This is a genomic window from Pseudoalteromonas sp. MMG012 (genome assembly GCF_018100875.1).
Taxonomy (GTDB): domain Bacteria; phylum Pseudomonadota; class Gammaproteobacteria; order Enterobacterales; family Alteromonadaceae; genus Pseudoalteromonas; species Pseudoalteromonas aurantia.
The window spans coordinates 1-19,087 of record NZ_JAGJEF010000013.1; the positions used below are offsets into that span (position 1 = coordinate 1).

General features: G+C 41.0%; 13 protein-coding genes and 1 pseudogene. 8 read left to right on the plus strand and 6 right to left on the minus strand.

Going from position 1 to position 19,087, the window contains the following annotated elements:
- A partial coding sequence (locus tag J8L97_RS06600) for a hypothetical protein (RefSeq protein WP_211048317.1) occupies positions 1-242 on the minus strand: 242 nt, incomplete at its 3' end.
- 661 nt (positions 243-903) lie between these two features.
- Positions 904-2,319 (minus strand): RHS repeat-associated core domain-containing protein, encoded by a 1,416-nt coding sequence (locus J8L97_RS06605; protein WP_312037131.1) that lies wholly within the window; start codon positions 2,317-2,319, stop codon positions 904-906.
- Positions 2,320-2,627: 308 nt separating this feature from the next.
- Between J8L97_RS06605 and J8L97_RS23445 the strand changes: the two are divergent.
- A pseudogene (locus J8L97_RS23445) lies at positions 2,628-2,887 on the plus strand (transposase); the annotation flags it as partial.
- A 298-nt stretch (positions 2,888-3,185) separates the two neighbouring features.
- Here J8L97_RS23445 and J8L97_RS06610 read toward each other — a convergent pair.
- Entirely contained in the window at positions 3,186-5,852 is a 2,667-nt protein-coding gene (locus tag J8L97_RS06610) for a TonB-dependent siderophore receptor (protein WP_211048318.1), read from the minus strand.
- Between the two features lie 588 nt (positions 5,853-6,440).
- On the opposite strand from J8L97_RS06610, the gene J8L97_RS06615 reads away from it, so the two are divergent.
- On the plus strand, positions 6,441-6,755 hold the full coding sequence (locus J8L97_RS06615; protein WP_192507601.1) for a hypothetical protein: 315 nt from the start codon (positions 6,441-6,443) through the stop codon (positions 6,753-6,755).
- 275 nt (positions 6,756-7,030) lie between these two features.
- The gene (locus J8L97_RS06620; RefSeq protein WP_211048319.1) at positions 7,031-8,035 is read left to right on the plus strand and encodes a hypothetical protein; all 1,005 of its coding nucleotides are present in this window, start codon (positions 7,031-7,033) and stop codon (positions 8,033-8,035) included.
- 47 nt (positions 8,036-8,082) lie between these two features.
- Here the strand turns inward: J8L97_RS06620 and J8L97_RS06625 are convergent, their stop codons facing one another.
- The gene (locus J8L97_RS06625; RefSeq protein WP_211048320.1) at positions 8,083-10,341 is read right to left on the minus strand and encodes an acyl-CoA dehydrogenase; all 2,259 of its coding nucleotides are present in this window, start codon (positions 10,339-10,341) and stop codon (positions 8,083-8,085) included.
- Between the two features lie 144 nt (positions 10,342-10,485).
- On the opposite strand from J8L97_RS06625, the gene J8L97_RS06630 reads away from it, so the two are divergent.
- The 4 genes from J8L97_RS06630 to J8L97_RS06645 all read left to right on the plus strand — a co-directional run bounded on the left by J8L97_RS06630 (position 10,486) and on the right by J8L97_RS06645 (position 14,495).
- On the plus strand, positions 10,486-12,306 hold the full coding sequence (locus J8L97_RS06630; protein ID WP_211048321.1) for a M2 family metallopeptidase: 1,821 nt from the start codon (positions 10,486-10,488) through the stop codon (positions 12,304-12,306).
- 103 nt (positions 12,307-12,409) lie between these two features.
- Entirely contained in the window at positions 12,410-13,219 is an 810-nt protein-coding gene (locus J8L97_RS06635) for a hypothetical protein (protein ID WP_211048322.1), read from the plus strand.
- The gene (locus J8L97_RS06640) at positions 13,216-14,118 is read left to right on the plus strand and encodes an ABC transporter ATP-binding protein (protein ID WP_211048323.1); all 903 of its coding nucleotides are present in this window, start codon (positions 13,216-13,218) and stop codon (positions 14,116-14,118) included. The genes J8L97_RS06635 and J8L97_RS06640 overlap by 4 nt, the downstream gene beginning before the upstream one ends.
- 2 nt (positions 14,119-14,120) lie before the next feature.
- A complete protein-coding gene (locus J8L97_RS06645; RefSeq protein WP_192507607.1) occupies positions 14,121-14,495 on the plus strand; it encodes a PH domain-containing protein in 375 nt (124 codons plus the stop codon).
- A gap of 76 nt (positions 14,496-14,571) precedes the next feature.
- On the opposite strand, the gene sohB is transcribed toward J8L97_RS06645, so the two are convergent.
- Positions 14,572-15,576 (minus strand): protease SohB, encoded by a 1,005-nt coding sequence (gene sohB, locus J8L97_RS06650; RefSeq protein ID WP_211048324.1) that lies wholly within the window; start codon positions 15,574-15,576, stop codon positions 14,572-14,574.
- A 74-nt stretch (positions 15,577-15,650) separates the two neighbouring features.
- Complete coding sequence (locus J8L97_RS06655; protein ID WP_211048325.1) at positions 15,651-18,062, minus strand: VolA/Pla-1 family phospholipase; 2,412 nt, start codon at positions 18,060-18,062, stop codon at positions 15,651-15,653.
- A gap of 196 nt (positions 18,063-18,258) precedes the next feature.
- Here J8L97_RS06655 and J8L97_RS06660 point away from each other — a divergent pair, with 196 nt between their 5' ends.
- Positions 18,259-19,002 carry a YciK family oxidoreductase gene (locus tag J8L97_RS06660; RefSeq protein WP_211048326.1) on the plus strand — a complete coding sequence of 248 codons (744 nt, stop codon included), beginning with the start codon at positions 18,259-18,261 and terminating at the stop codon, positions 19,000-19,002.
- Positions 19,003-19,087: the final 85 nt, after the last annotated feature.

Here is a 19,087-nt window from a genome sequence, read left to right on the forward strand (position 1 = left end):
AATTTCCCCTGTAAAGATGATATGTCGTAACTCCCTTTTTTCATCAACTCCATTACATCTGAGACACTTAATTCCGAGTAATGGAGATCAATTACTAATGCATTTCCACCATTACAATTTTCATAGATAATAGTGTCTCCATATTTTTCTGAAGAAATGCATTTATTTAACTTAACAACGTCATACGCATAGATATTTTCCGCTAATAATAAAAAAACTATAGTTAATAGGTAGTATTTCATTTATAAACTCCTGTATTCTTACCCACCAATAAAAACCTATGTTCATCAAAGAAGCTATCAAACGCTGCTGAATTAGTATAAAAATCACTTCGAATCGCCTGTATATCCCACATAGTACTTATATTTGTATAGCTACCATAACTCCCTGCAACTTTACCAAGCATAAAACTACTCGTCGAGGATGAAACAACATCCGCAACTAAACCTCTTTGAGATCCCGAATTCAAGTTCCAAATGCACCACGTATAAAAACTAGATAAAAAGAAACCAGCAAATGCTGGTTTCTATGTTTATTTTATCGTGGAAATCAAATCAACCTCTCTGACCCCATTGGTTTTTGCATTCTCTCTTTATAATCTTATCCACATAAAAATTGTTTACAACAAAAAAACTGATCCCCACCCATAAAATAAGCTCTTCATATTCATTGCCTAGGACAAGCATAATAAGTGGAGATAAGCAGAACACTATATTCCTTAGTTCCACACTTTTAAATTGCTCAATATTTTTTCTCCACTTAGAAAAAACTGACAATTTAAAGGACAGCATTAATACTAAAAAAAGAACCAAAAAACCAACGTAGTGCCCTAGCAAAATCATTAAAAATGATGTAGCTAAGCCAACTAAATATACATACCAAAAAAAATAATAACTCATAAATTTACCCACATTTATATGGTGAAAAACATGCTTGTTGAGAATAGTTAGCGCCATCCCCAGCCTGATAAATTAGACTATATGCACCTGTGCCGTTCATGATATGGCTTAAACCTGGCATTAGCTGACCAATAGTGTAAATGGTCGAATCCGTATAAAAGCCTATAAACTCATTCATATTACTAGTATCTTGATACCCATAATAAGCAGCTCCAAGTCCAAACCCGATAGACGCTGGTGCTGATATAGGTCCTGATATTACCCCCGCAACAGTAAGAACTAACTTTTTCTCAGAATCAGTGGTGGTTTCATAATCTACTATCGATTTAGCATTTGCTTGACCAGCCATAACCCCCTCAGCAGTCTGATACTTCCTTGAATAATTTGGCGCTCGTTTAAAAACTTCTTTTATTGACTCTAATAGAGATTTGCCTCCCCTAGCATTATACAAGTATTGATAAGCTGCGGTTCGCGCTCCATTAGCAAATTTTCCACCCGAAATTTTAGAAACTGTTCCACCAACAACTGCACTTGCTAATGTGCCACCTATGATATCCCCTAAACCATCACCTGAAAACTGGATCTGAATAAAGTTCCCTGCATATTTAGTAACACCTGCGCTAACAAAACCATGACCAAATTTACCGCCTTGCAACACAGAACCAACCCCGCCAGCCATCGCATGGGTAAAGGCCCACTGTGCTTGCTGAGTAGCTGTTGCTTGTGTAAAAGATGACACTCCAAATGTTTGTTTATAGTGACCACCAATTTGAGTAAAGGCTTCTGTCATGATAGCTGCTGTAACACCTGCTCTTAATGCGCCTGATTTTGTCGCACCATGTGCTCTTGCATTATCATAACTTAACACACCATGGCACACTGGATTTGGGCCACATACTGCGAGTATTGCTAATTGGCTTCCTACTGGCCCTAAAAATTCAAAAGTTTGTCTAATAACATTTTTAAACGGCCTCGCTGCTTTCTCAATAAACCGCCCTATTTTTCCAAGCGAGAAATACCCGCTCGGATCGGTATAGCTCAACGGGTTATTGAGCACATAACTGTAACGGTTATACGACTGACTATTACTCGGTGCTTGAATATGCGGGTCGGCTTGTAAGAACCGCCCTATCGTTGGGTCGTAAATACGACCATTCATATGAATGATATTCAAGCCATTGAGCATTTCATGGCCGGTAAAGCCTTGACGCATATAACCGGTAAATGCGGAGAAATTATTCGCTTGTAGTGCAAACTGCTGACCAAATGGGTCGTACCTAAAGGTTTGTGTAATGCTTGCCGCTGTCTTAGCTGCATTCACTTCACTCACCGCCAGTATGGAGCCTAAGTGGTCGCGGATCATCAGTTTTTGGGTAATGTCACCCGTTGCTAGGTTTTCGCTAAATTTTTCTGATGACACCCACTCACGAGGAATATCACAAGCATATCGCCTATTTCATAAATTTAAATTTGAAATATAAGCTGCATACTCAAAAAGCATACAAAAATGATATTGCTCAGCACTTAGAGCCCATGGCTAATCCACCACCTTAACACTGTGTAGTCTTTGATTAGAGCATGTTTGGGGGTTATCTTAATAGAGCAAACGTTAAGCTAGCAACTTTTCACACTGTTTGCAAAAATTTGAACTGACACCCATCCAAAATTGATTGTTTTTCATTGATTCCCTATCTTTTAGGTTCAGCTTAAAAGATAGACAATTCCCTCATGGCCACAGCACGAAAAAGACAAGTGAGTTTAACTGATACCAAATACTACCATTGTATTTCACGGTGTGTTCGCCGTGCTTATTTGTGTAGCAAAGATAAGGTAACAGGTCAATCGTATGAGCACAGAAGCGGGGGGGATAGAAGGTAAACTGCTAAGTGTTTTGTATTGATGTGTGCGCGTATGCGGTGATGAGCAATCATACTCACACTGTACTTTATGTAGATGATATAAAAGCTAAAAGACTGAGTGATAAAGCGAATAAAGAAGATAACTGTACAAGCAGGTTTTATTCGCTGCGATAACCTACGAATGACACCCAATCAAAATTTTTACGCCGCTGGGGCACTGTGCAGCATAACCGCCATAACCTTAACGTATTAATACATTGAATGTGTGCGCTCAAAACTTCAGCGGCTCAACAACGTTCCTCAATATTTCGCTATTTACCATTTTAGAGGTTTAAGGTGACCTACAGAAACTATTTCATAAAAAAACCCAGCTTATCGCTGGGCTTTTAATGTACATTAATCAACGCGTATTACTATATGCGTTTAGTTAAAATTTATAATTGAACTTAATATACGCTTGTCGTCCTAGCGCACTGTGGGTTTTATTATCTACTCCCATTGATTCTGATGGTGCTTGAGGCGCTTCTTCATTGAATAAGTTGGCTGCACCGACTGTCAGAACCAGTTTATCAAAACCGACATAGCTGACTGTGGTATCAACGGTTGTCCATGAGTCAATTTCAAACTTATTGCCATCGCTGTCTTCCAAGTCTTTATATGAATCAATGTGGCTCACACTTAAGGTTGCCACCCAATCGTCACGATTCCAATCTACACCACTGGTCCAACGCAGTTCAGGGTGTTGGTATTCACCGTTACGATCATCAATCACGTTAATACGGTTACCTGCGTCGTCACTTTCAAACGTTTGCTCTTCAAAGTTAAGCGCATACGTTAGGTTATAATTGAATTTAAATTCACCTAAATTGTCGGTCATTAATTTATATTCTAAATTAACGTCAAAGCCATCTGTTTCACGGCCACCAATGTTCACAAAGGTGTCGTTAATTTGTAAAATACGACCCAGTGTACTGCCCTGATTGGGTGCGCGTACTACCAGGCTTGTATCACTGCCACAACAATCAACCAGTTTTTGTGCGCCAATTTTCTTGATCAGGTTTTCTTGATCATAGTTCCAGTAATCAACACCAATACTGAAGTTATCTGTTGCTTCCCACACCACGCCTAAGTTGAAGTTTTCAGACTCTTCTGGCTGCAAGTTTTTGTTACCCGCCACAATCGCAGTGTACTCTGTTGGTTCACAATCCACTTCAGCACCTGTTTGACGACAACGCTCTTTATCAATCACACTTGGGGATTCATCGGTACGGCCTAAGTGTAACTGAACCAGCGAAGGCGCTCTAAATGCGGTCCCCCAAGAACCCCTTACAACAAGCTCATCAATCGGTGACCAACGAAATGCCACTTTTGGGTCGGTAGTTGTACCAAAGTCACTGTAATCTTCATGACGCACGGCCAATTGCAGCTCAAGGGTTTCAAGTACCGGAATACTAAATTCAGCGAACACAGCGGTATTGTCACGGTCGCCATTGGCTTGTGTTGCTTCTGTGCCAAATATCTCGCCACGTAGATACTGGCTATCTGGGTTATCTTCGATTTTCTCATAGCGATGTTCAAAACCAAATGCCGCAGCGATATAGCCCGCATCTAATTCATACAACTCGCCAGAAATAGTACCATCTAAAGATTGCATCGTAGATGATCCATAACGTGTTGTTGTGGTCTCGAAAAATGCTAACCCTTCCGCTGTATTTGTGCTGGGTTCAAACGGGTTCCATAAACCGGTATCGATTGCTTGCTGCGCCCTCACCTTATTCGGGAAACCGTCAAACCCGCGCTCTACCGCACTTGAACGGATCATGGAATAAGCCACTTCCCAATCCCACTCTTGAAAGTTACCACGGGCGCCTAGTACGCCTCGATAATATTCTGAGTCCACATCTTTCTTTCGGTTGCCAATATCAAACGTACGACGGCGCATTGAAATATCAACACCATGTAGGAAATGGCTTGGATCGTTTGCAAGTGGATGATTTGGATTGGTCCCACTCATTGTTAATTCTGTAAAACTTGGGCTGCCAGCCCCTTGAATAAAAGTTGACGTATGCTGTGCCGAAAACTCTGCGAAGCCTTCAACATCATCCATTATTTCTTGCACACCGTTATAGTTAAAGCTATAGCGCTCGGTTGATGGCACTAAACTCATGTGCGGTGCATAATCATATCGGCATATATCACCAATGATCAGCGAAGGATCACATTTATCATTCCCCCACACATCGGCAAAAATCGTTTGCCTAACTTGTGTGCCATCATCTTCAACGCGTACCACAGGCAATGCATTCCACTGAGCTTCAGTCAGCATGCTACGCACCACTTCGACGCTACCTGGAATACCTGAAGAACTTAGGGCATTGTTACCACCGCGAAAGCGCTGATCAGCGGTAGCCGCGTAGTCTCTATCTGAATAAAAGATATCGCCGCGTTTGAAATAGTCTAGCGAGAAGTTATGGTTGCCCTTGTCATTTGATGACCCCCACAAAATAGTGAAATTGTGTTCTTCTCCGCCGCCATCGGCTGTATCAGACACTTTACCCGACACTTCAAACCCTTCAATATCGTCGCGTAAGATAATATTAATTACCCCAGCTACCGCATCAGAGCCATACGTTGCCGACGCGCCATCTTTTAGAATATCGATACGTTTAACCGATGAAATAGGAATACTGTTTAAATCTACAAATGATGTTTCGATGTCTTTTGCAAACGGGCTCACAGCAACGCGGCGGCCATTAATTAAAACTAACGTAGAAGATGCACCTAAGCCACGCAAAGCAACACTTGACCCCCCATTGGCTGTATCATCACTTGAGTTACCTTGTGTACTAAATGTACCAGCGCCTGATACGGGTAACTTTTGCAGGGCACCGATTAAATCGGTTGAGCCCGTTGCCGCAAGATCCGACGCAGACAATGATTGAACCGGTGATGGGCCTTCCATATCTGTTCGCTTGATATGCGAACCGGTTACTTCAATTCGTTCCACTTGATTTTCTTCTGCAGCAAGCGCTGAACCAGAGTGTGCAAGCAAGATTGCTGCTGACAATGCACTGAACTTAAATGTTGTCTTCATTATGTTTGTCCCTGTTGTAGTGTAAGTTATTGTTTTAATTAATCACATAGAGTTTTATCACAATTTAAAAAGACAAACAAATCAACATATTTACAACAAAAACAAAAACCACGTACACAAAATGGCAACAAAAAACAGTAATTAGCCCTTATAACATGTGCCTTTAGTTATTTTATTTAGCTTTACTGAATGGAATGATTAAAAAAACCACACCCCACACAGCATTAAAATTCGCATTTTTTTAACATTAAAGGTACATAGCCGCGCCTGGTGAGTCTCTTGTTACCTTATTTAAAGCGCTCTACAGCCTACCTTTTGTCGTGTTTCACAAAACGACTTAAAATTATTTAGATAATTGTAAGTAAATGAGAATACATAATTAGAATCTATATTTGCATTAGATACATTAAAAATACAAATACAAATAGCATGCAATATACATTTCAGTATTGCATTTGATGAAACTCAATTCACTTAAACTCTGATCAAAAGAATAAATAACCCTTGATTTACGATATTTTATGAATAAAATCACCTTCGTTATAAAGTTGTAACTCTATAAACCAAAATAAACCTTAAGGATGAATTATGAAAAAGCTAATCGCTGCATTGATTGCAGCCACGACGTTAACCGTATCTGCGCAATCAGATGAAATTAACACACAATTATTGAGCCAAAAAATAAAAATTGTCGCAATAGGACAAAGTGGTTTTGACCCAAGGTGGCGGGAACCAACCTGCAGTATTACAAAAACAGATAAAGATGAATTTGGTCAGTCTTATATGATAAGCCATTTTGATATGTGTACCTGCCAAAACAGCTTAAAAGCCAGTTATTTAATCGAAGATACTCAAGATAACCCAGATCAAAAAGCCGTTATTTGTTACATTCCCAACAACTAGCATTATTGTCGGTCGCTTTATTAAGCGGCTGATATAAAATCCCCCTAAACAACCTTATTATCTGTAAAACACTCACAGTTTTACCGTATTACTGCATTTATTATTTCTCTTCTAAAATTAGAAATGAACTTCTCTTTGCCTTTTTGTAAACTTTCCCTGATAGAGCATTGTTCAAAAAAACACCCAAACGACTAAATAAAACACATTCGCATACGTTTAAGTAACGTTTTTTACAAAAAAAACACAACCGTTTAAAAATAGGAAAATGACTCTATATGAAATTATTTAAAGGACTAAGCTTTACCATTGCATTATTGCTGAGTGTCTTTGCATTACCGCACAAAAGCTATGCTCACGGATTTATGCTTTCCAACCTCGTGCTAACAGCAACTGTATCCTCAAATAGCAACTATGAAATTTACCCGCATCAATATAATAGTGCGTCGTGTAAAAAGGCCGAAGAGTGGAAGTTCAGTGTACACGATATACTTAATTACGACTGGCTCGAAAATGCCATGTTGATGACCAATGGAGAATGCTACATTAATGGGTTGACGACCAACGATGCTGCCATTGACGGTATGCTTCAAGACATCTATGAACCCGCGATGGACCAATTTTCACTTATTAGACAAAACTTTCAAGAAATAAATACACAGATCGTGAATAACATCGCCTATGAATCTGATGGAAAAATATCAAAAATAGACACCACCATTGTGGGTGATATTGTCATCTCAATAGACGGTATGGTTAATTCAAATGGCGATGTACCAGTCAAAATTCATGGCTTTGACGCGGTTACAGTAGGCAAAATCACGAAAAAAATACTTTTCTCTAATGTACACATTTACCCTAAAATCACCTACGCGAGCGTCAATTTAAAAGGCCGATACAACATACATAATCGAACTTTAAATATTGATTCTAATTTATCTAACTTCCGCCCCGATGTAGCGGTAGATGTTGATATTCCCTCTTTCTTAGATCTACTTGACAGGCTGACACCTAAAATATTTGAAACACTACAAAGAGAGTTTGGTCGCATCGTTATCGACGTATTCAAATTCGTTGGAGTCGATGTCATAAACAAAGCAACACAAGCAGTACAACATAACGTAACGGTTAGCAATTCTTCTATTGTGCCTATTACACAATTAGATAGTTATCAAAGCGGTGACAGAGTGAAAATGGATATCATTTTATCATGGGGCCAAGTAAGACTGGTTGATGCTCAAAGTGATATTGCCTTACGAATATGGTTGACCTATATATTCTAGTGCGTATTTGGGGTTAAAAAGCGTGCTTTTTAACCCCACTATTTATGTTAATATACATCAACTGAAATCGCAGCAATCCGCCACTTCTCGGCTTCCAAAAGAGACGCCGATTGCTCTTGAGTTAATATTTTTTCTTGCACTGCCAGCTCTACTTGCTCGATAAATGACAAACTAACAGTATCTACACGACCTTTAACCCATTTATTAAACAGCGCCCTATAATTAAAAGTAGCACGACTCAAGTTGTACGCATGCTCCATAGTATGAATAGCACCTTGATCTCCTATGCAGCATAAATGACTCACTCGCTCTCTAGATGCATCGCTTTGGCGCAATGCTGAACACACTTGTATCACCAATTTATCATTGGGTTGTTTGCAACCATGACCCACAATGTACATTAACCGTTTTAATACGAAAGCAATTGGCATATTGGCAAAGTTATCGATGAACTCATCTAATGCGGTAAATCCCTGTACCAAATGGTGTTCCACTGCGTAGCATACACTTGGCAGGTCCCCTTGCTGGCGGCCATCATGTTCATACTTTTTCAATACGCATGATGCTAGGTATAAATGACTCAGCACATCTCCTAATCGCGCAGAAAGCATCTCTTTACGCTTTAGCTCACCACCTAACCTCAGCATCGCGAGCTCTGCACTTATCGATAAACAGCTGCTCAGCCAGTTTAATTTCTGATAGTACCTTTTTGTGGGCCCCGATACAGGGGAGGCCGAAAATAAAGCACCGGTCAGCCCATAGCCAATACACTTTATTGCATTGACACCAGCATGCTGTAAATGCGCCATGAGTAGTTTGTCAAATGGTTTAACCGCTTCATCTGCGGGTTTATTTTGAATCGTTTGTATCTCTTGAAAAATGTAAGGATGGCAACGTGTTGCACCTTGACCAAAAATCATCAGGTTGCGCGTCAAAATGTTAGCCCCTTCAACCGTAATTGAAATAGGAATGCCCATATAATTATTTGCTAAATAATTGCTTTGTCCTTTTTGGATGCCTTTTCCAGCATGAATGTCTAACGCGTCATTCATTACAACTCGCGACATCTCAGTGAGGTGATATTTGGCAATTGCCGTAATAACCGCCGGGCTTTTCTTCATATCAATAGCCTGCGCCGTTGTTTGCCTACACGCTTCAATACTATAAGTCAGCCCTGCCACTCGAGCTAAGCTTGCTTGAACGCCTTCAAAAGCCCCTATAGGTACACCAAATTGAGACCGAACTTGTGTATATGCAGAGGTCGTTCGCGTGCATAAGTGCGCCGTGCCGGCACTTAATGCCGGTAAAGAGATCCCTCTACCGGCGCTCAAACAAGACACTAACATACGCCACCCTTTGCCTACTCCTGCTTGCGAGCCAATGACCCACTCCAGAGGAATAAATACATCCTCTCCTTGCGTTGTGCCATTCATAAACCCTTGGTTAAGGGGATTATGCCTGTCACCCACTTTGACTCCTGGGTGACAGGTTGGGATCAGCGCACATGTGATCCCTAAATCTTCAGTGTCTCCCAATAGCTTATTAGGATCATAGGCCTTAAAAGCCAAGCCCAATACCGTAGCGACCGGTGCTAACGTAATATACCGCTTTGACCATGTAAGACGTAAGCCAAGCGTGCTTTTTCCTTCATACTCTCCTTCACAAATAATGCCAAAATCTTGGATACTACCAGCATCTGAGCCTGCATCTAACGCCGTTAATGCAAAACAAGGTAACGCGTCGCCTGATGCCAGCTTTGGTAACCAATCTGCTTGCTGTGTCTGTGTACCGTAATGTAAAAGCAACTCCGCTGGACCCAAACTATTAGGTACCATAACAGTGACTGCTGTAGAGAGGCTTTTGCTGGCAATCATCGCGACAATGGTCGAGTTAGCTTGTGCACTAAACTCCAACCCCCCAAATTTTTCAGGGATAATAAATGCAAAAAAGCCCTCTCTTTTTAAATACGCCCAAACTGCTTCAGGTAAATCTTTATCAGCTTGAATTTGTTCTTCATCGAGCATATCGAGTAGGTGAGCAAGTTTTGTATTAATGAAAGCTTGCTCTTTATCGCTCAGCTTAGGGGCATCTATTTGATGCCACTGTTGCCAGTTGGGCTTACCTGAAAACAACTCCGTATCCCACCAAGTATCTCCAGCTTCCATCGCTTCTTGCTCGGTCTGACTCAAAGTAGGCAGCGCCGATTTAAAGTATTTCATGGTAGGCAGGGTAACCAACTTATATCTAATTGAATGCACCATAAAAATCACACACATAGCGATAATAACCAATACAATAAAGCTCATTTTTGACCTCCTGTTCACAGTTTATGTATTGAATTAAAATATAGCGTAAACTCAATTTAACACTGCATTTATCGTACAGTAATTGTAGCTCATCATCTTCACTGTTATCATTTCCCTGCTTTTACAACAACAAGTGATAATTTCATGAAACCACAATTTAAACTTAGCTTTGGGGCATTGATTGTCGCAAGCACATTAGCTCTGACAGCTTGTAACAATACAGCACCTAAAAACAAACAAGTAACAGAGCAAGATGCTGAGCTATTTCTAGCTCAATCAGAAAAAACCTTAGTTGATTTGTCTGAACGCTCTGGCCGCGCAGAATGGATATACGCAAACTTTGTCACTGAAGATACAGCCAGCCTTGCCGCTGATGTGAACAGAGAACAAACCGATATCATCGTGAAGTTAGCCAGTGATGCAGCCCAGTTTGATAACGTAAAGCTCAGCGACGATAATCGTCGAAAAATGAATAAATTAAAATTAAACCTTACGTTGCCTGCGCCTCAAGACCCAGAAAAATCAAGAAAGCTTGCTGCACTTAAAGCCGAGTTAGATGGCCTGTATGCAAAAGGTGCCTATTGTAAAACGCCAGACGAGTGTTTAAGTTTAGGTGACATGACGTCAAAAATGGCTTCAAGTCGGAACTATGAAGAGCTACTCGATTTATGGCAAGGATGGCGACAAGTTTCACAACCTATGCGCCCTTTATATGCGCAACAAATAACCCTAACAAATGAAGGTGCTAATCAACTAGGTTACGCTGACACCGGCGCTATGTGGCGCAGCAAATATGATATGCCTGCCGACGACTTTGCCACTGAATTAGATCGTATCTGGGGCCAAGTTAAGCCTTTATATAATGCATTACACTGCCATGTTCGTGCAAAACTTGGTGAAAAGTACGGCGAAGACAAAGTACCTCAGAACCAGCCAATTCCTGCGCACTTGTTAGGCAATATGTGGGCGCAAACATGGGGTAATATTTATGATGTTGTTGCACCAGAAAATGCAGATCCCGGCTACGATGTAACTAAATTACTTGCCAAGCATAATTATGATGAATTAAAAATGGTACAAGGTGCAGAGACCTTCTTTACCTCGATGGGTTTTGAAAAGTTGCCCGACACATTTTGGACCCGCTCTTTATTTACCAAGCCAAAAGATCGTGACGTACAATGCCACGCTTCAGCTTGGAATTTAGATAACAAAGATGATTTACGTATCAAAATGTGTATTCAACGCACTGGCGAAGAGTTTTCAGTTATTCACCATGAACTAGGCCATAATTTTTATCAACGTGCCTACAACACCCTACCTTATTATTATCAAGAAAGTGCAAATGACGGTTTTCATGAAGCGATTGGCGATACGATTGCTTTATCCGTTACGCCAGGTTATTTGAAAGAAATTGGATTACTAGAACAGGTTCCTGACGAATCAAAAGACATTGGCTTATTGATGAAAATGGCACTCGACAAAGTCGCATTTATTCCATTTAGTTTATTGGTTGATCAATGGCGCTGGCAGGTATTTTCAGGGGAAATATCACCTGAGCAATACAACCAAGCTTGGTGGGATCTCCGTAAGAAATACCAAGGTGTACAAGCACCTATCGCACGTAACGAAACCCATTTTGATCCAGGTGCCAAATATCACGTACCAGGTAATGTACCCTACACTCGTTATTTCTTAGCCCATATTTTGCAGTTTGAATTTCATCGCTCATTGTGTGAAATTGCCGGAAGCAAAGAGTCAATTCACCGTTGTTCTGTTTACAACTCAAAAGAAGCGGGTAAGCGTTTAAACACCATGTTAGAAATGGGCAGTAGCCGTCCTTGGCAGGAAGCATTAGAAAGTGTCACTGGCAGCAAACAAATGGATGCAACCGCGATGCTTGATTACTTTGCACCACTACAAACTTACTTAGATGAACAAAATAAAGACCGCCAATGCGGGTGGTAATTTAAGTACTGTGAATTAATTTGTCACAATTGCCACACTCTGAAACAGTTTTCTGCTTTAAATTCAGTACACAACAGGGTACTGTTCAAAAAAAGGAGAAATTATGTCGCTATTTAGAGTGTGGCAACTTGCTCAGTTTGAGCTAACACGCCTCTTCGCTACCAAGCGTGGCCTACTTGCACTCAGTGCGTTTGCCATGGTTTGGTTTATGATCCTGAACTATTTAATTGCGCAAGCTGTGCCATTTATCAGTAGCCCTGAGTTTTCTGAGGTTGCACAAGAACTTACTGGTAACATCGGGCTACAAGAGCTCGTGAGTTGGCCTCAAGCTGAATTGGCGGTATTTTGGTTAATTGCATTATATAGCTTTCCTGGCTTTTGCATTTTCGTCTGTTCAGACCAAACTGTCGGAGACAGGTTAAGAGGGACACTCCGCTTTATCAGCTTACGCTGTACGCGTGACGAAATCTTACTGGGTCGCTTTCTTGGGCAATTACTCATTATCGCGATCCTTATCTCGCTCACCGTATTAGCCACATTTCTCGTAATGATTTATCGAGATATGAGCCTATTTGGTTCGGGGCTCGTACTTAGCCTACAGTTAATTCTTCAGCTTGTTATTATTGTTATGCCGTTTATCGCGCTCATGTCGCTACTCAACCTTATATCCAGTTCTTCACGCTTAACTGTTGTGTTAGCCATTTTGTTATTCACCTTAGCGAATGCACTCATTGGATACCTAAGTTACTACCTGCCTATTATTTCAGGGTTATTATACGCTTTCCCTGGCGTGCAATTGTTGGATATCGCGCCACAAACCTCAACATCTATGGTCAACTGGCTATTACCTATAGGACAGAGCGCTGGTTTGTTAGCACTTAGTGCATTTACATTTAGAAGGCGCTCACTATGAACTCTTTAATTCAGGTTAATAACCTATCCAAACACTTTGCTGATAAATACGCTCTAAATGATGTCAGTTTTGAGGTGAAGCAAGGGCAAACGGTTGCATTGGTTGGGCCCAATGGCGCAGGTAAAACAACCCTATTCAGTATATTATGTGGGTATCTTCGACCAAGTTCAGGGTCAGTAAGCATTATGGGAAAACCGTTGGGTGATCCCTCACTGTTTGGTACACTCAGCGCCCTACCTCAGGATGCCACCTTAGATCCACGTTTCTCATTACAAAAACAGCTCAGTTTTTATGCTCGACTACAGGGCTTAAGCCTAGCTGATGCTACTAACGAAGCCTGCAGAGTGTTAGAACTGGTTGGTTTAGCAGATAACCACCACGCTAAAATTAGTGAGCTGTCTCATGGCATGAAAAAACGTGTTTGTATCGCACAAGCGCTTATCGGTGAACCAAAAATAGTTCTGCTAGATGAAGCAACTGCTGGGCTCGATCCGTTAAATGCACGAGAGATACGTCACGTCATTGCCTCATTGAGTGAAGATATTACCTTTATATTAAGCTCTCACGACCTTGCAGAACTAGAAAAGCTATGTGATCACGTTCTATATTTAAATCAGGGACAGCTTACCACGCATGACCGTGATACCAATACAGGCAGTAGCCAATACGTTACATTAACGCTTATTGATAGTCCCCGTAATGCCATAGAACAATTGAAGCAACTTAATGGTGTTTTACACGTTTCCCAGAGCCAAAACAAAGAATATATTATTGAGTATCAAGCCAACTTTGAACAATTTGATATACACTTGCTTAAATACTGTCACAAATTAAGCTGGCAGTATCGCCAATTAGTTAATGGGCATACTCTTGAAAACCAACTTTTTCAGAAGGATTAGTCATGGGATTATTAAGCGGATTACTCGGCAATGCCAGTGAAGTAGATAACGACAAACTTGATGAGTTGCTCGCTGACACATTAATTGAGTCAGAAGAAATTGAAAAAGCTTACCAAGTAATACGAGACATGTTTGTTTTTACCAACAAGCGTCTATTACTTATTGATAAACAGGGTGTAACTGGCTCAAAAGTGGAAATACTCTCTATTCCATACAGTAAAATAACCAAGTTTAGCAAAGAAAGCGCCGGTCATTTTGACATGGACTCAGAACTCAAGATTTGGGTAGGCTCTGACGTAGAGCCGCTCACAAAAGAATTTAAAGCCGGTGATAATATTAACGACGTATATAAGATCATGAGTAGCTATATACTATAGATATTATTTCGTTACAGTGTACGTGTATGAAGTTGTTATTGCTTCATACACGTACAAGTTTAACCAAACAGTGGTGTTACAGTCGCATTTTGTTGCTTTTTGACCATAATGAAATACCTAACCTTTCAATCATCACACTTAAATTAAGGCCTATTTTTTCAGCCAACGGCTTTTTAATTTTATAGCTCACTTTAAATAATTGAAAATGTTCATTGAATGACAGCAGCACATCATCACTGGTTTTTATTTCGTCAACTAGATTAAACGACTGAGCATGAGTTGCAAACCAATGCTCTCCAGTAGCAACCGCTGAAATATCTAATGTAGATCTATGCTCTGCAACAAATGCCTTAAATAACCCATGAGTATGTTCGATTTCTTCCTTAAACTTTTCACGACCTTTATCGGTGTTTTCACCAAACATAGTTAAAGTACGTTTATATTCTCCAGCTGTTATTTGCTCAAAATCTACATCATTCTTTTTTAAGATTTTGCTAAAATTAGGGACTTGGGCAATAACCCCTATCGAACCAACAATCGCAAAAGGTGCTGCAAATATTTTATCTGCTACGCAGGCCATCATATAACCACCGCTTGCCGCAACCTTATCAATACATACAGTCAGAGGTAAGCCATAATCTTTCACGCGGATCAGTTGTGATGCTGCAAGGCCATAACCATGCACCACTCCACCACCACTTTCTAAATTCACTAACACCTGATCTTTTTCTTTATCTGCGATTGTTAATATTGCACTGACTTCTTCACGTAAACTCTCTACTTCATGGGCATCCATACTGCCATTAAAATCGACCACAAAGACCTTTCCTTGCGGCGAAACCTCATCTAGCTTTTTAATGGCTTTTTTATGTGCCTTCAGCGCTTTTTTATCCAATGTTTGCTCAATAAATTGGTTTCGTGTTTCATCAATTTGTTTTGATAGGTCTTTCAGCTCGATTTCCCCAGCTTTCCCTTTTGGCTTTTGGCTTGCACCAATAATCATAACTAATATAACCCCTATTGCAGCAACAATGGTGACTGCCTTAGCTAAAAATAAGCCATACTCAAATAAAAATGCCAACTCGAACTCCTATAAACTTTGCCAATAAAAAAAGCCGCTAAATTTAGCGGCTTTTCATAGTGAACTAATTGTAATTAATTAGCAATAACTGCAGGATTAGTTACTTGTAAAAACAACCCTTTCGATTTTAAATACGACACAAGCTGAGTTTGCATTTCAACTGTTGCCATCGCATGACCTTGCGCTGTACCACCTGCTCCTTCACTGAATGCAGTGGTGATAATTGACCCATGATGACCTTGGCTGAAATTAACCACATAATTTCCTGCGGGTTGTGGTCCTGCTTCTGTCACGGTTTGTAATCCCATAAAGCGTGCCAACGGTGTTGAACCAGACAGTGGATTCGACGTTGTCGGTGGAATAACGGTATCCGGTTTATTACCATCAACACCGCCCGTCACAACATTCATATACACTGGTGTGTTCACCGCTTGCACAAGCCCAGCATAATTTAATGGGTCGGCACTATCTAATGCAGATTGAGCTGCAACCGCAAACTGCTGAATAATCCCATTGATCGCGGCTAACGATCCCGTGTCTCCGGTTTCAGTTAAGTGTTTAATATACGCAGCATAACCACATGGAACTATATTTTCCGCGGTACAACCAGCTACGCCATCGCTGGCTAAGAATGCCAAGAATGCTTTAGAGGCAACGTTATCCGCTGCGCTCAACACTGAGCCTTGTACAAATGAACCAAATTGTTCTGATGCAATTAAGAAGCTAGCAATCCCGCTACCACCACTGGCAAGTGCCGCACTTTGAATTTTAAACAATCCATCTACTTGTTCGTTCAAAGGGGAGTTTGTATGTGCAATAAAGCTTGGTGCTACAATAGAACCCAACGAGTGACCGACAAAACTCACATCTGTTGGATTTAAGCCAATTTCTGGGGCACCAAAATTAAGTCCTAAACGCAGTGCAAGTAAGTCAGCTGTTGATTGACGTAAGTTATCACGTGCCACTAACAATGATGTTAAATTCATGTATGACAGGATTGATCCTGTCGTGGCATTAAAATCGTCAGCGCCATCGTTATCAACATCAATACCACGTTCACCGTGCATTGGGTGGTCAATAGCAACTGTGGCAAAGCCTTGCGCACTTAATGCTAAAGTTAAACCTAACATGGTCTCTTTATTGGTGGTTATACCATGTTGCAAAATAACAACTGGCCACCCTGTTGCTGGTTGCTCAATACCGAGTAGTTGCGGAATTGGTTTAGTAATTTGCACCGGCACATTAGCTAGCCATTGCTGCTTAGGAATACTGTTAAACTTTGTGACGTGACGGACTGTGTCTAGTCCAAAGTCCCTTAGTAAACCACCCGATAATGCTGCACAAGCCGCATCATTAGTGCCAGCTTCAGGCGCAGGTAACGTACCTCCAATTGCCGCTTTATAACCGGCAACCACTGCACCATTATCACATCTGGCTTGCCAATATGTATCAGCTAAACTCTCTACACCTGTGGCTTGTGGCATACCTGAGTACATAGGTAACTGAATACTGCCTTTCATGTATTGAATGGCTTGAAATGGTGCAACAGCTGCTGCATCTTGACCACCCATAACCAGCACATCTCTTACTGTAATTACGGGCTGTTCGGGTACTGCTAACTTCGGATTCGAGCCCGACGCTAAGCTCGCTGCTAATAAGCCTTTAACCGCACTCATTGCTGGGCCGACCGACTGAATAGTCGCAGCAGCAGAATAAATAATGTCTTCTTTGCTTAGTGCACCCAACGCGTCATCAAAACTCCCGCTGGTCACCGCTGCTTCATAACTATTAATCGCTCCTTGTAACGCAAGCTGAGCTGGTGTTACAAGTGGTGCTGATTGCCTAGCTAATGTATAGGTCGATGACGCTTTCACTGGCCGACCATCCGCCATTTCGATACCAGATGTTAATACCGTAATATAAGTTGAACCGGGTTTAAAAGGTTTTAACGGTTGAATCGCAATTCCATCACCAGAGCTGGTTAGCTGAGCGATAAAGTCCCCCGTCAGCCCATTACTTAACTCGGCAATAGACTTACATGCAGTCCCTACAGGTTTAGTTTCACACTCACTGTCGGCTGAACTGGCCCCCATTATCACTTCGAAAATACGGACAGAGCCAGGGGTTTTTACTGAGTCTCCATTCACACTCATACCAGCGGCCATATTTAAATCAATGACATAAGGCATTTGTGAAGACCAACCATCCAAGGCCCCTAAAGCCAATGATGGGTTTGCGTAGTGTGCACGTGTGATTGCAGGGTTGCCTTCTGCATCCAGCTCACCGGGTAAATTGAGTGTGCCATCTTTGGTGCCACTCAATAATAAATCATTTGGTATAGATATAACCCCATTTGAGGGATCGAACTTAATTGAAACAGAAGGAAGTACTGGGGTTGTTTCGTTTTTGACATCTTCTAATGTTTCACCACCACCACAGCCAGCTAGGACTGAAGTGACTGCGAGTGAGAGTAGCATTTTTTTCATTTTTTAGGCTCCGACAGAATCTTATTATTATTTTGCTGTAATTAGTTAAATTTTTGTAATCGTATTTTTAATAAGACATTAGACCAGTTAAAGTTAACGCAAAGTGTAGCCTTTCGCCACTTATATTTACAATAAATTCGATAACTTGAGTGATTGCTATGATAAAATGTCCAAAAGTTCTAATTTGGGGTCCACGATGCACAACTATCAAGCTGCGGCAAATGCCTTAGAAAATAAAACCATACTTATTACTGGCGCAGGCGACGGTATTGGCCGCGTAGCTGCTATTACTTACGCAAAACACGGCGCTACTGTAATCCTACTGGGCAAAACAACACAAAAACTCGAATGTGTTTACGATGAGATAGTCAATCTTGGCTATCCTAAGCCAGCTATTGTACCTTTAGATATGCGTGGTGCAACAAAACAAAACTACCGGGATCTTGCTGCTACGATTGAGCAGCAATTTGGACAATTAGATGGACTACTCAATAATGCCTCTATTTTAGGTTCACTTGGGCCCCTTGAGCATTTTTGCGTATCTACTTTTGAAAATATTATGAAAGTAAACGTCACTGCGCAAGCTATGATCACTAAATACATGTTCCCATTACTGAGAAAATCTACTTCTGCATCTGTTGTATTCACTTCTTCTGGAGTTGGACGCGAAGGTCGTGAATTTTGGGGACCTTATGCGATTTCTAAATTTGCCACTGAAGGCATGATGCAAACTTGGGCTGCTGAAGTCGGTAAAACCAATATCCGCATCAATTGCATTAACCCAGGCGCAACTCGAACCAGCATGCGTGCTTCTGCTTTTCCCGGAGAAGACAAAGACACATTGAAAACAGCTGAAGATTTAATGCCTACTTACCTCTACTTAATGAGTGAAGATTCAGCCACTGTAAATGGTCAATCAATTGATGCTCAACCAAAGTAGCATAAGTTCAATATTGATTCGATGTACAAGTCAGTGATAAAAAAGCCGCTTAATTAGCGGCTTTTTTATCATCTCGAACCATCTC